Raw genomic sequence first — 15,230 nt, 5'->3', positions numbered from 1 at the left:
GTTCGGTGAAGTCGAATTTTGGTCATACGCAGGCGGCTGCTGGTGTTGCGGGTGTGATCAAGATGGTGTTGGCGATGCGGTATGGGGTGTTGCCGCGGTCGTTGCATGTGGATCGGCCGTCGTCTCATGTGGACTGGTCGGCTGGTTCGGTGGAGTTGTTGACCGAGAACAGGGTGTGGCCGGAGGTTGGTCGACCGCGCCGAGCGGCCGTGTCGTCGTTCGGGATCAGCGGGACCAACGCACACGTCATTCTCGAACAACGCCCTCCGGTGGACGAGTCAGGACGATCGGCGAGGGCGGTGACGAGCGGCCAGCGACAGGTGGCGGCCTCGGGTGAGGTTGGTGTGGTGCCGTGGGTGTTGTCGGCGAAGAGCGCGGCGGCGTTGCGGGCGCAGGCATCGAAGATGTTGATGCACCTCAAGGATGTCGAATCTTCCATCGTTGACGTGGGTTCGTCATTGGCTGCTCGTTCGGTGTTGGAGCATCGTGCGGTGGTGGTGGGTGAGGATCGGGCGGGTTTGCTTGCTGGTTTGGGTGTTGTTGCTTCGGGTGGTGATGCCGCGGGTGTGGTCTCTGGTTTGTCGAATGGTGGTTCTTGTGCGGTGTTGTTTTCTGGTCAGGGTTCTCAGCGGTTGGGTATGGGTGAGGGCTTGTATGGATCGTTCCCCGTCTTCGCTGAGGCGTTTGACGAGGTATGCGGCGCGCTGGAAGTTCCTGTTCGGGAGGTGATGTGGGGTCAGGATCCTGAGGCGTTGGAGCAGACCGGGTACGCGCAGCCTGCGTTGTTCGCGTTGGAGGTGGCTCTGTTTCGGTTGTTGGAGTCGTGGGGTGTTCGGCCGGACTTCGTGGTTGGTCATTCGGTGGGGGAGATCGCCGCCGCGTATGTGGCGGGTGTGTTGTCGTTGGGTGATGCGGCTCGGTTGGTGGTGGCTCGGGGTCGGTTGATGCAGGCGTTGCCTGCCGGTGGTGCCATGGCCTCTGTTCAGGGCAGCGAGGCCGAGGTCGCCGAGTCACTGGAAGGGCTCGGTGATCGCGTGGGCATCGCCGCGGTGAACGGCCCCTCCGCGGTGGTGGTCTCAGGTGAGCGAGATGCGGTCGAGCGGACTGCCGCCCACTTCGAGGGATTGGGTCGCAAGGTCACGCGGCTGCGCGTGTCGCACGCCTTCCACTCGCCGTTGATGGACCCCGTGCTGGCCGAGTTCGCGCAGGTGGTGGCGACGCTTTCCTTCGGCGCTCCCACCATCCCGGTGGTGTCGACGGTGACCGGCCAGGAGCTGGACCCGGACATTGTGTGCTCACCACGATATTGGGTCGATCAGATTCGGGCGACGGTTCGTTTCGGTGACGCGGTCGAGTACCTGCGCCGCGAGGGCGTCACGAGCTGGATCGAGCTGGGCCCTGACGGTGTGCTGTCGAGCCTGGTGGACGGGTGCGTTCCAGTCCTGCGCCGCGACCGGCCAGAAGCGTCGACCGCCACACTGGCGCTGGCTCGACTGCACGTCTCCGGCGCAGCCGTCGACTGGTCGTCCCTGTTCACCGGCCGTGGCGCTCACCTGGTCGACCTCCCCACCTACGCGTTCCAGCATCAGCACTTCTGGATGACCACGCCGCCCGGATGGATCGGCGACCTCGCCTCGGCGGGCATGCGCGCCACCGGCCACCCGCTGCTGGGAGCCGCGGTCGAACTGCCGGAAGAGTGCCTGTTCACCAGCCGGCTCTCGGTCGACACGCATCCCTGGCTGGCCGACCACGCCGTGTTCGGCTCGGTGTTGGTGCCCGGCACGGCTCTGCTCGAACTGGCATGGCGTGCCGGCGCAGAGGTCGGTACCCCGACAGTGGACGAGCTGAGCATCGAGACACCGCTGGTGCTGCCCCGAGACGAAGGCGTGCAGCTGCGGGTGGTGGTGAGCGCCACCGACGAGTCAGGCACCCGCACCCTCTCCGTGCATTCCCGCCTGATCCGTTCCTCATTCGAGCAGCCCTGGCTGCGGCACGCCACCGGGCGGCTGTCCGCAGCCGTCGACGCACCACCGGCCGACGACCGTCACTGGCCCCCGGCCGGTGCCCAGCCGGTGGCGGTGACCGGTCTGTACGACAGGCTCGCCGGCGTGGGCCTCGACTACGGTCCGGCCTTCCGCGGGGTTCGAGGTGCCTGGCGGCTGGGTGACGACCTGTTCACCGAGGTCACCCTGCCGAACGGCGCCGATCCCGGACAGTTCGGCGTGCACCCCGCACTTCTCGACTCCGCCCTGCACGCGCTCGCCATGACCGGCCCCGACGATCAGATCCGTCTGCCGTTCGCCTGGACCGGGGCTGCCCTGCACGTCGAGGGCGCCACCACGCTCCGAGTCCGAATCACCGCCGTCGGTCACGACAGGTTGGCGATCCTGGCGACCGAACCGACTGGCCGTGTCGTCGCCTCCGTGGATGCTCTGCTGCTACGGCCCGCGCACGACGAGCAGCTGCGCTCCGCGGTGCGGGCCCATCGAGACTCCCTGTTCCGCACCGAGTGGAAGGAACTGACAGGGGCCGTCGCCGGCTCGGACACCCCGGTCCCGATCGACCAGTCGTCACTCGAGGCAGAACTCTCCGCCGGGATGCCCATGCCGGAGTCCGTCGTCGTGACCATCGCACCCAGATCCCCCTCATCCGCCGATCTGGCCTCTGACGTGCACCTTGTGGTGAACAAGGCCCTCGAACTGGTGACCTGGTGGCTGGCCGACGACCGGTTCGCCGACTCGAGGCTGGTGTTCGTCACCCACGGCGCGGTGTGCCCGGACGTCGCCGACGACGTTCGGGACGTCGCCGCCTCGGCGCTGTGGGGGCTCGTGCGGTCCGCCGAGTCGGAGCACCCGGGTCGGTTCGTCCTGGCCGACGTGGACGGCGGGGACAACGCCGCCGCACTGCTCCACCAGGCGATCACCACCGACGAGCCGCAGTTCGCGGTGCGTGGCGACCGCGTCCTCGTGCCGCGACTGGCCCGGGTGGACACCGACGTCCCCGACGTCGGTGTCCGGTTCGACCCGGACGGGACGGTCCTGGTCACCGGGGCCTACGGAGCGCTCGGTGCCACGGTCGCTCGGCGGCTGGTGACCGATCACGGTGTCCGTCGGCTGGTGCTGCTGGGCAGGCGCGGCCCCGCTGCCCCCGGCGCGCCGGAACTGCACGCCGAACTGCAGGACCTTGGCGCGTCGGTGTCCATGGTGGCCTGCGACGTGTCGAACCGGGAGGACCTCGCGGGAGCGCTCGAGAGCATTCCCGCCGAGCACCCGTTGACGGGCGTGGTGCACGCGGCCGGTGTGGTCGATGACGGCACCGTCGAGTCGCTGACGACGGAGCGCGTGTCGGCGGTACTGCGGCCGAAGGTCGACGCGGTGGTCAACCTGCACGACCTGACCAAAGGGGCCGAACTCTCCGCCTTCGTCCTCTTCTCCTCGGTCGCCGGGCTGCTCGGCAGCCCTGGCCAGGGCAACTACGCCGCCGCCAACGGGTTCCTCGACGCGTTCGCGCGGCACCGGCGGGCGCTGGGACTTCCCGCGACCTCGGTGCAGTGGGGTCCGTGGGCGGACAACGGCATGGCGGCGGCCCTCGGTGACGCCGGAACGGAACGGCTGCGTCGATCCAGGGTGATCGGGCTGTCCACCGACGAGGGCCTGTCCCTGTTCGACGATGTTCTGACGGTCAACGAACCGCTGGTGGCGGCCGTCCGCCTCGATCTTGCCGCGCTCGGCGCGGACACCCTCCCGGCCGTCCTCCGCGACCTGGTTCGCGTGCGGCAGGCCCCCTCCCGGGCAGCCGAGCGCAGCGCGGTCGAGGACTTTGCCGGACTGTCCGGAGCCGAGCTCGAGGCGGCCCTTCTCGCCCTGGTGTGCACGCACGCCGCCGCGGTGCTGGGCCACACCACGACCACGGCGATCACCGGTGACCGCGCGTTCCTCGACCTCGGGTTCGACTCGCTGACCGCACTGGAGTTCCGCAACGCCCTGGGCGGGGCGACCGGCTTGCGCCTGCAGTCGACGATGATCTTCGACTACCCGTCGCCGTCGGCGCTGGCCGGCTACCTCCGCGAACGGCTCGACGTGGCCGCAACCACGACCATCGCCACCGTCCACGCGGAGCTGAACACCCTCGAGTCGATGCTCGCGGAGATGACGGCGGGTGAGTCCGAGCACCGGCAGGTCACCGCGCGGCTTCGAACCATGCTCGCACGGTGGGACGGTCGTGCCGGCACGCAGGGCCAGGCCGACGAGTCCAACCTGGACACGTTGAACCCCGACGAGATCTTCGACCTGCTGGACGACGAGCTCGGCCTGTCCTGACCCGAGAACCTTTCTCACTGCCCGATTTCAGGGAGTCTTCCGCATGGCAACCGAGGAAAAGTACCTCGAATACCTCAAGCTGACCACCGCGGAGCTCCGTGGCGTGCGCCGCCGCCTGCGTGAGATCGAGGACCGGGACAACGAACCCGTCGCGATCGTCGGGATGAGCTGCCGGTACCCGGGTGGGGTCGGTTCGCCGGAGGAGCTGTGGCGGTTCGTCGTGGGTGGCGGGGACGGCATGTCCCCGTTCCCGGTGGACCGTGGTTGGGATGTCGGGGCTGGTGTCGACTCGTTGTCCGCCCGCGTGGGCGGGTTTCTTCACGACGCCGCGGACTTCGACCCTGACTTCTTCGGGATCTCGCCGCGTGAGGCGTTGGCGATGGATCCACAGCAACGGCTGCTGCTGGAGACATCGTGGGAGGCCTTCGAACGAGCCGGCATCGACGTTCCCGGCCTGAAGGGTTCGCGGACCGGGGTGTTCGCGGGGGTGATGTATCACGACTACGCGTCTCGGCTGGGGGACGCCGTGCCCGGCGAGGCCGAGGGGTTCGTCGGTGTCGGCAACTCGGGAAGTGTGGCGTCGGGGCGGATCGCCTACACCTTCGGGTTGGAAGGTCCCGCGGTGACGATCGACACGGCGTGTTCGTCGTCGTTGGTCGCGTTGCACCTCGCCGCCGCGGCACTGCGTCGCGGCGAGTGTTCGCTGGCGTTGGCCGGCGGTGTGACGGTGATGTCGTCCCCGGCGACGTTCATCGACTTCAGTCGCCAAGGCGGGTTGGCCGCGGACGGCAGGTGCAAGCCGTTCGCCGATGCCGCTGACGGGACGGGTTGGTCCGAGGGTGTCGGCATGCTCCTGCTGGAGCGGTTGTCCGATGCCGAGCGCCTCGGTCATCCGGTGTTGGCGGTAGTTCGTGGTTCGGCGGTGAACCAGGATGGTGCGTCGAGTGGACTGACGGCGCCGAATGGCCCGTCGCAGCAGCGGGTGATCCGTGAGGCGTTGGCGAACGCCGGCTTGTCCACCGTGGATGTCGACGCGGTCGAGGCGCACGGCACGGGTACGAAGTTGGGTGATCCGATCGAGGCGCAGGCTGTGTTGGCGACGTATGGTCAGGACCGCGCCGCCGATCGTCCGCTGTTGTTGGGTTCGGTGAAGTCGAATCTCGGTCATACGCAGGCGGCTGCTGGAGTCGCGGGTGTGATCAAGATGGTGTTGGCGATGCGGTATGGGGTGTTGCCGAGGTCGTTGCACGTGGATCGGCCGTCGTCTCACGTGGACTGGGCCGCTGGGTCGGTCGAGTTGCTGACCGGGAACAGGGTGTGGCCGGAGGTAGCGCGGCCGCGTCGGGCTGGGGTGTCGTCGTTCGGGATCAGTGGGACGAACGCGCACGTGATCCTAGAGCAGGCGCCCGCGGTGGAACCGGTCGAGCGCCCGGTGGACGCGTCGGGTGTGGTGCCGTGGGTGTTGACGGCGAAGAGTGACGAGGCCTTGCGAGCGCAGGCGTCGACGTTGTTGGCCCATCTCGATGACGGTGACTTTTCCGCTGTCGATGTGGGTTGGTCGTTGGCGACGACGCGGTCTCGGTTTGATCGCCGTGCGGTGGTGGTGGGTGAGGACCGGGCTGAGTTGGTGCGCGGGCTGACCGCGTTGGCTCGAGGCGAGACCTCAGGATCCGTGGTCGACGGTGTGGCGGGTCGTGGGCGTGTGGGTTTCCTGTTCTCCGGTCAGGGTTCTCAGCGGTTGGGCATGGGGCAGGGCTTGTACGAATCGTTCCCGGTGTTCGCCGAGGCGTTCGACGAGGTGTGCGGCGCGCTTGGGATGCCTGTTCGAGAAGTGGCGTGGGGTCGGGATTCTGAGTCGCTGGAGCAGACAGGACACGCGCAGCCCGCGTTGTTCGCGTTGGAAGTGGCCCTGTTCCGGTTGTTGGAGTCGTGGGGTGTTCGCCCGGACTTCGTCGCCGGTCACTCGGTCGGTGAGATCGTTGCCGCGCACGTGGCCGGTGTCCTGTCGCTGAACGATGCGGCCCGGTTGGTGGTGGCTCGTGGTCGGCTGATGCAGGCGTTGCCCGCGGGCGGGGCGATGCTGTCCGTTCAGGCCTCGGAGGATGAGGTCGCTGAATCGTTGGCCGGACTTGGTCGAGTGGATGTCGCCGCGGTGAACGGACCGTCAGCGGTGGTGGTGTCCGGTGAGCGGGATGCCGTCGAGAGGGTTGCCGCTCACTTCGAGGGACTGGGCCGCAAGGTCACGCGGTTGCGGGTGTCGCACGCGTTCCACTCGTCGCTGATGGACCCCATGCTGGACGAGTTCGCACACGCCATCGAAGGGCTTTCCTCCAGCGCAGCGGAAATCCCGCTCGTGTCCACCGTGACCGGTGACCTGCTGGACCCCGATGCCGTTGGTTCGTCGGACTACTGGGTGACCCAGGTTCGAGCGACTGTCCGGTTCGGCGCCGCGGTCGAGTACTTGCGTGCTGAAGGAGTGACCTCGTGGGTCGAGGTAGGTCCTGACGGTGTGCTGTCGAGCCTGGTCGACGGGTGTGTTCCGGTGTTGCGGCGTGACCGGTCGGAGGTGTTGACCGCTGCTGTGGCGTTGGCTCGGCTGTATGTGGTTGGTGTGCCTGTCGAGTGGTCGTCGGTGTTCGCCGGTCGTGGTGCTCGTCGAGTCGAGCTGCCGACGTACGCGTTCCAGCGCCGACGTTTCTGGATGACGGCCCCCGCCGGATGGGTCGGCGACGTCACCGCGGCAGGACTGAGGCTCACCGGGCACCCACTGCTCAGCGCCGGGGTCGAGCTCGCCGGCGATGCCGGCTCCCTGTTCACCGGTATCCTGTCCCTGGACGCGCACCCCTGGCTGGCGGACCACACGGTCATGGGTTCGGTGCTCGTGCCGGGCACGGCACTGCTGGAGCTCGCGTGGTGGGCGGGCGTCGAGGTCGGCTGCCCGGCAGTGGACGAGTTGACCATCGAGACACCGCTCGTACTGCCCCATGAGGGAAGCGTGCAGCTACAGGTGCGCGTCGGTGACGTCGACACACCTCGGCAACGCTCGATCGCGGTGTACTCGCGGCTGTCGGGTGACGACGACACACCCTGGACGCGGCACGCGAGCGGGGTTCTCGGTGCCGACAGCGGTACCGACAGCGGTGCCGACAACGGAGCCGTCGGCGAGGCGTCGACCGAGTGGCCACCGCCTGGCGCGCTGCCCGTGTCCACGGACAGCCTCTATGAGCGGCTCGGCGATGCGGGCCTCGACTACGGGCCGGCATTCCGCGGGACTCACGCCGTGTGGACCCGTGGTGACGAGACGTTCACCGAGGTCGTGCTACCGGAGTGCGTCGCCCACGAGCAGTTCGGGATCCACCCGGCGTTGCTGGACTCCGTGCTGCACGCACTCGCCCTGAACCAGACGGACGACCAGGCACGGTTGCCCTTCTCCTGGCATGGCGTCTCGTTGTACGCCACCGGTGCCTCGGCGCTCCGGGTACGGATGATCCGGCGGGATGACACGGTCGAGCTTCGCATCGCCGACGCCGAGGGTGTGCCGGTCGCCGCGGTCGAATCCCTCGCATTGCGACCGGTGCCGGCGGACCCGGTGGGCACGGGCAGCGCCCGCGACTCGATGTTCCGGATCGAGTGGACCGAGATCCCGACGCCGGGTGCCGCCAACTCGGAGGACGTGTTCGTGTCGTGTCCGGCGTCCACGGGCGACGTCGTGGGGGATGTGCGCTCGGCTGTTCTGTGGGCGTTGGAGGTGGTGCGGGACTGGTTGGTCGGTGATCGCGCGGCGGGATCCCGCCTGGTGTTCGTGACGTCGGGCGCCGTGGGTGTCGGTGACGTGGTGCGGGACGTCACGGGCGCGGCGGTGTGGGGTCTGGTGCGGTCGGTTCAGGCGGAGCACCCGGGTCGGTTCGTGCTGGTCGACAGTGACGGCGACGGCGTCGAGGGCGCAGTGCCGTGGGCTGTGGCGGCTGGTGAGTCCCAGGTGGCGGTGCGGGGCGATCGGGTGTTCGTGCCGCGCCTGGTGCGTGCCGCCCTGCCGACGGGCGAGGTCCACTTCGGTCCTGACGAGACGGTGTTGGTGACGGGTGCCTCCGGCGCGCTTGGCGGTGTGATTGTTCGGCATCTGGTTGCCAGGCACGGTGTTCGGCGCCTGGTGTTGGTGAGTCGTCGTGGCCTGGAGTCCATGGGGACGTTGCGGGCGGAGCTTGCCGAGTCGGGTGTGTCGGTGACCGTGGCGGCGTGTGACGTGGCTGATCTGGAGGCGCTGGCCGCGGTGATCGAGGGCGTTCCGGCGGAGTTTCCGTTGCGTGGTGTGGTTCATGTGGCGGGTGTTGTCGCTGACGGTGTGGTGGAGTCGCTGACTCCGGAACGTGTCGACGGTGTGTTGCGCCCCAAGGTCGACGGGGCGTGGCATCTGCACGAGTTGACTCGGCACCTGGATCTGTCGATGTTCGTGTTGTTCTCGTCGGCCGCCGGGGTGTTGGGCGGTGCCGGTCAGGGGAACTATGCGGCGGCCAACGCGTTCCTGGACGGACTGGCCGGGTATCGGCGCGGACTCGGGTTGCCGGGAGTTTCCCTGGCGTGGGGCTTGTGGGGTGTCGACGGTGGGATGCGGGGTGACGTGGAGCGGATGGCTCGTGGTGGCGTGTTGCCGTTGTCCGTGGCTGACGGGCTCACCCTCTTCGATGCCGCGTTGACGCTCGACGAGCCGACGACGGTGCTGGTTCGGCTCGCGCCATCGGTGCTGCGCGACCGGACAGACGCCCCACCGATCCTCCGAGGACTGATCAGAGGTGGCGACCGGCGACACGTCCGCACACGCGTATCGGCGTCCTCGCTCGGGCGACAGCTGACCGGCCTGTCGGAAGCCGAACAGCTCGCGGTGACCCTGGCCGTCGTGCGCACGGACGTCGCGGCCGTCCTCGGCCACGCATCGCCCGACGCGGTGGAGCCCCACCGGGCCTTCAACGAGATGGGTTTCGACTCGCTCACCGCGGTCGAGCTGCGCAACCGGCTCAACACGACGACCGGGCTCCAGCTGTCCGCGACGGCTGTGTTCGACCATCCCACTCCGGCCGCGCTCGCCGAGCACGTCCGTGCCGAGGTGCTCGGCCGTCGGAAGACCGTCACCGCGTCCGCGACAGTGGGGACGGACGAACCCATCGCGATCGTCGGCATCAGCTGCCGCTACCCGGGTGGCGTGACCGGCCTCGAGGACCTGTGGGACCTGGTCGTCGGCAACCGCGACGGCGTGACGGGCTTCCCGACGAACCGAGGCTGGGACCTCGACGCGCTGTTCGACGCCGATCCCGGCCACATGGGCACGTCCTACACGCGCGAGGGCGGCTTCCTCCACGAGGCCGGCGAGTTCGACGCGGACTTCTTCGGGATCTCGCCGCGTGAGGCGTTGGCGATGGATCCGCAGCAGCGGTTGCTCCTGGAGGCCTCGTGGGAGGTGCTCGAGCGGGCCGGGATCGACCCGAAGTCCCTGCGGGGCAGTCAGACCGGTGTGTTCGCGGGCGTGATGTACCACGACTACGGAACCGCGCTCGGCGCGATCCCCGACGATGTCGAAGGATATCTGACCACCGGCAACTCCGGCAGCGTCGCATCCGGTCGCATCGCCTACACCCTCGGTCTGGAAGGGCCGGCCGTGACGATGGACACGGCGTGTTCGTCGTCGCTGGTGGCGTTGCACTGGGCATCGCAGTCGTTGCGCCAAGGTGAGTGTTCTCTCGCCCTGGCCGGTGGTGTCACGGTGATGGCCTCGCCTGCCGCGTTCGTCGAGTTCAGCCGCCAGCGCGGACTGGCCCCGGACGGTCGGTGCAAGCCGTTCACCGCCGCCGCCGACGGCACCGGGTGGTCCGAGGGTGTGGGGATGCTGCTGGTGGAGCGGTTGTCCGACGCGGAACGCAACGGTCATCCGGTTCTTGCGGTGGTTCGTGGTTCGGCGGTGAATCAGGATGGTGCGTCCAACGGTTTGACGGCGCCGAACGGTCCCTCGCAGCAGCGGGTGATCCGTCAGGCGTTGGCGAACGCCGGTCTGTCGACCTCCGATGTCGATGCGGTTGAGGCCCACGGGACCGGGACGAAGCTGGGCGACCCGATCGAGGCGCAGGCGCTGCTCGCCACCTACGGCCAGGACCGGCCGGCCGCGAGGCCGCTGTTGGTCGGCGCTGTCAAGTCGAACATCGGGCACACACAGGCGGCGGCAGGTGTCGCGGGCATCGCGACGATGGTGATGGCGATGCGTGCCGGTGTACTTCCGAAGATACTTCACCTGGAGGAGCCGTCACCGTACGTGGACTGGTCCGCCGGCTCGGTGGAGCTGTTGACCGAGAACACGGTGTGGCCGCAGGTCGATCGGCCGCGTAGGGCCGCGGTGTCGTCCTTCGGGATCAGTGGGACGAACGCACATGTGGTTCTCGAACAGGCGCCCGCGGCGAAGCCTGTTGACGCGCCGGTGGAAACGTCGGGTGTGGTGCCGTGGGTGTTGTCGGCGAAGAGCGCGGCGGCGTTGCGGGCGCAGGCATCGAAGTTGTTGACGCACCTGGACGATACCGGTCGCGGCGTGGCCGATGTGGGTTGGTCGTTGGCGACGACGCGGGCTGGGTTCGACCGACGTGCGGTGCTGGTCGGTGAGGACCGGACCGAGTTGGTGCGCGAACTGACCGCGTTGGCTCGCGGCGAGTTGTCGGTCGGTGTGGTCGATGGATCGGCAAGATCCGGACGGCTGGGGCTTCTGTTTTCCGGTCAGGGTTCTCAGCGGTTGGGCATGGGTCAGGGCCTGTATGAGTCGTTTCCTGTCTTCGCCGCGGCGTTCGACGAGGTGTGTGCCGTACTTGGGGTTCCTGTTCGGGAGGTGATGTGGGGTCAGGATCCTGAAGCTTTGGAGCGGACCGGGTGTGCGCAGCCTGCGTTGTTCGCGTTGGAGGTGGCGCTCTTCCGGTTGTTGGGGTCGTGGGGTGTTCGGCCGGACTTCGTGGTTGGTCATTCGGTGGGGGAGATCGCGGCGGCACATGTGGCGGGTGTGTTGTCGTTGGGGGATGCGGCTCGGTTGGTGGTGGCGCGGGGTCGGTTGATGCAGGCGTTGCCGGCGGGTGGGGCGATGCTGTCTGTTCAGGCCGGCGAGGCCGAGGTTGTCGAGTCGTTGGTGGGGCTCGGTGATCGGGTGGGTGTCGCGGCGGTGAACGGTCCGGCCGCGGTGGTCGTGTCGGGGGAGCCGGCCGCGGTCGCGCAGGTCGAGGCGGTGTGGGCGGGTCGAGGGCGCAAGGTCACGCGGTTGCGGGTGTCACACGCGTTCCACTCGCCGTTGATGGACCCCATGCTGACCGAGTTCGCTCACGCCGTCGAAGGGGTCGAGTTCAGCGCCGCGGAAATCCCGATCGTGTCCTCCGTGACCGGTCAGCTGTTGGACCCCGACATCGCGTGTTCGCCCGAGTACTGGGTGAACCAGGTCCGGGAGACCGTCCGGTTCGGTGACGCGGTCGAATGCCTGCGTGCCGGAGGCGTCACCAGCTGGGTCGAGCTGGGCCCCGACAGCGTGCTGTCGGGGCTGGTCGACGGCTGCGTCCCGATGCTGCGGCGTGACCGCCCCGAGGCGATGACCGCGACACTGGCGCTTGCCCGACTGCACGTGGACGGCGTCCCCGTCGATTGGCGACCGTTCTTCACCGGCGCTCACCGCGTGGACCTACCCACCTACGCCTTCCAGCGGCAGTGGTACTGGCTGCGGCCGGCCGGCTCCGCCCTCACCGCGATGGCCGAGGCCGGGCACCGCCAGGCCGACCATCCCCTGCTCGGCGCGGCAGTGGACCTCGCAGGCGACGGCGGACTCCTCCTCTCCGGCCGCCTGTCGCTTCAGACCCAACCCTGGCTCGCCGATCACACACTGTGGGGCGTTGCCGTGTTGCCCGCCACGGCCTTCGTCGAGCTGGCCTTCCAGGCAGCGGATCGGGTCGGCTGCGAGCAGCTGGTCGAGCTGACGCTGCAGGCGCCGTTGCTGCTGCCCGAGACCGGCGGCGTCCACCTCCAGCTGGTCGTCGGTGCGCCGGACGCCGCCGGTCGTCGCACGGTGACCGTGCACGCGCGCCGGGAAGGCGCCGAGAAGTGGACCGAGCACGCCAGCGGAACGTTGGCCGTGTCGAACACGACGCCACCGCCCGAGCTGACGACCTGGCCACCGCCGGCCGCGTCCGCCGTCGCCGTCGACGGCCTCTACGAACGCCTCGCGGACGCCGGCTTCGGCTACGGTCCTGCCTTCCAGGGCCTGCGGGCGGCCTGGCGGCGTGACGACGAGGTCTTCCTGGAGGTCGAGCTGCCGGAGCCGGACGACGCCGACAGGTTCGGTCTGCACCCGGCACTGCTGGACGCCGCGCTCCACGGCGTCGGCCTGGCTTCCCTGGTGGAAGGCACCGCGGGCCGGGTGCCGTTCAGCTGGTCCCGCGTGACCCTGCACGCCGGCGGTGCGTCCGCGTTGCGGGTGCGGTTGTCGCCGGCCGGACGCGATGCGGTGGCACTCGACGTGGCCGACCACACGGGCCGACCCGTCATCACCGTCGAGTCGCTGCTGCTCCGTGAGGTGGCCGCCGACCAACTGCGGACACCCGCCGCCCAGGACGAGTCCCTGTTCCAGGTGGCTTGGCAGCCGTTGACGCCGCCGCCCTCTCCGACATCCGGTGACTGGGCCGTGTTGGGGACCGCCGACTTCGCCCTCGGCGACGGCATCACGACCTCGACACACGCGGACCTCGGATCGTTGGTGAGCGCTCTCGATGCCGGCAGGTCCGTGCCCGGTGCGGTGCTGGTGACCGTGCCGGAGCCGGCGACCGCGGACGTGTCCGGCCTCCACGGCTGCGTGCGCGAGGTGCTGCGGCTCGTGCGGCAGTGGCTCGCCGACGGCAGGTTCGCCGCCTCGAAGCTGGTGTTCGTGACGCGAGGTGGGGTGAACACGGCGGCGGTGTGGGGTCTGGTGCGCTCGGCCGAGTCGGAGCACCCGGGTCGGTTCGTGCTGCTCGAACAGGACGGACTCGACCGGCTGACGGCGTCGGCGGTCGCGACGGATGAGCCGCAGCTCGCGCTGCGGGGCGGTCGGATGTTCGTGCCCCGTCTGGTGCGTGCCGCGCCACCGACGGGTGAGACGCACTTCGGTGCGGATGACACGGTTCTGGTGACGGGTGCCTCCGGTGGGCTGGGTGGTCTCGTCGCCCGGCATCTCGTGGTCGTGCATGGTGTTCGGCGTCTGGTGCTGGTGAGTCGTGGTGGTGTGGGGGCGTTGGCGGCGGAGCTCGCCGAGCTGGGTGTGTCGGTGACCGCGGCCTCCTGTGACGTGGCTGACCGGAACGCGCTGGCCGAGGTCGTCGCGGGCATCCCCGCGGAGTTCCCGTTGCGTGCGGTGGTGCATGCGGCGGGTGTCGTCGATGACGGCCTGGTGGAGTCGCTGTCCCCGGAACGCCTCGACGACGTGCTGCGGCCGAAGCTCGACGGGGCCTGGCACCTGCATGAGCTGACCCAGCGGCTGGATCTGTCGATGTTCGTGCTGTTCTCGTCGGCGGCAGGGGTGCTGGGAAGTCCGGGCCAGGGCAACTACGCCGCCGCGAACACGTTCCTGGACGGGTTGGCCGAGTACCGCCGCGGGTTGGGACTGCCGGCGACGTCGCTCGCCTGGGGCCTGTGGGCCGAGACCGCCGGGATGGCCGGAGAGCTGGACGCGTCCGCCGGTGCGCGGCTTACCCGCGCCGGTGTCGGCGCCTTCACACCAGCCGAGGGCCTGGCCCTGTTCGATGTCGCGGTGCGGACGGACGAACCCGTGCTCGTCCCCATCCGACTCGACCTCGCCGCGTGGCGCTCCCGCCAGCCCGACGCAGTCCCACCGTTGTTGCGTGGCCTGGTCCGCCCCGCTCGGCGCGTTGCGCACAACACACGGGGCGGGGCGGGCACGGTGGCGGAACGCCTTGCCGCGCTCGCCGAAGCCGAGCGAACGCAGATCCTGCGCGACCTGGTAGGGGAGCACGTCGCCGCCGTGCTCGGACATGCCTCGCCCCGGTCGATCGACGCGACTCGTCCGTTCTCCGAGCTTGGCTTCGACTCGTTGACCGCGGTGGAGTTGCGGAACCGGTTGTCAGTGGTGACCGGGTTGTCGTTACCCGCGTCGTTGGTCTTCGACTTTCCGTCGGTGGACGTGCTGGTCGAGTTTCTCGAGACCGAGTTCGGTGATGGCGGCGTGGACGTGAGGCCGGTGTCGTCGGTTGTGGTCACTGACGATCCGGTGGTGATCGTGGCGATGAGCTGTCGTTACCCGGGCGGGATCGGTTCACCGGAGGAGTTGTGGCGGTTCGTCGCGGACGGCGGTGACGGCGTGTCCACCTTCCCGGTGGACCGCGGTTGGGACGTCCAGGACGATAGCGACTCGTCTTTTGCCCGTGTGGGCGGCTTTCTGTATGACGCTGCCGAGTTCGACGCGGACTTCTTCGGGATCTCGCCGCGTGAGGCGTTGGCGATGGATCCGCAGCAGCGGTTGCTTCTGGAGGCCTCGTGGGAGGCCTTCGAACGAGCGGGTATCGATCCGAAATCCGTGCGTGGCAGCCAGACGGGTGTGTTCGCGGGCGTGATGTACCACGACTACGTCTCGCGGTTGCAGGGGGTGCCGGACGACGTCGAGGGTTTCACCGGTGTGGGTAACTCCGGGAGCGTGCTGTCCGGGCGGGTGGCGTACACGTTCGGCTTGGAAGGCCCGGCGGTCACGGTGGACACCGCGTGTTCGTCGTCGTTGGTGGCACTGCATCTGGCGGCCCAGACACTGCGTTCCGGCGAGTGTTCACTGGCGTTGGCCGGTGGTGTGACGGTGATGTCGTCGCCAGGCGCGTTCGCCGAGTTCGACAAGCAGGGCGGCTTGGCCAGTGATGGTAGGTGCAA

Annotated in this window: 2 protein-coding genes; both read left to right on the top strand. The window is 69.0% G+C overall.

From position 1 onward, the window contains the following. Window positions 1-4,319 (top strand): type I polyketide synthase (locus CLV71_RS47285; protein ID WP_133909543.1); only part of this gene is annotated, 4,319 nt, incomplete at its 5' end. A gap of 43 nt (window positions 4,320-4,362) precedes the next feature. Beyond that, window positions 4,363-15,230 (top strand): type I polyketide synthase (locus CLV71_RS50030; protein ID WP_133909542.1); only part of this gene is annotated, 10,868 nt, incomplete at its 3' end.

Origin of the sequence: Actinophytocola oryzae (assembly GCF_004364325.1) — a bacterium.
GTDB classification, from domain to species: domain Bacteria; phylum Actinomycetota; class Actinomycetes; order Mycobacteriales; family Pseudonocardiaceae; genus Actinophytocola; species Actinophytocola oryzae.
The sequence above is the reverse complement of the archived record's forward strand: the minus strand, read 5'-3'. Positions and strand labels throughout refer to the sequence as shown.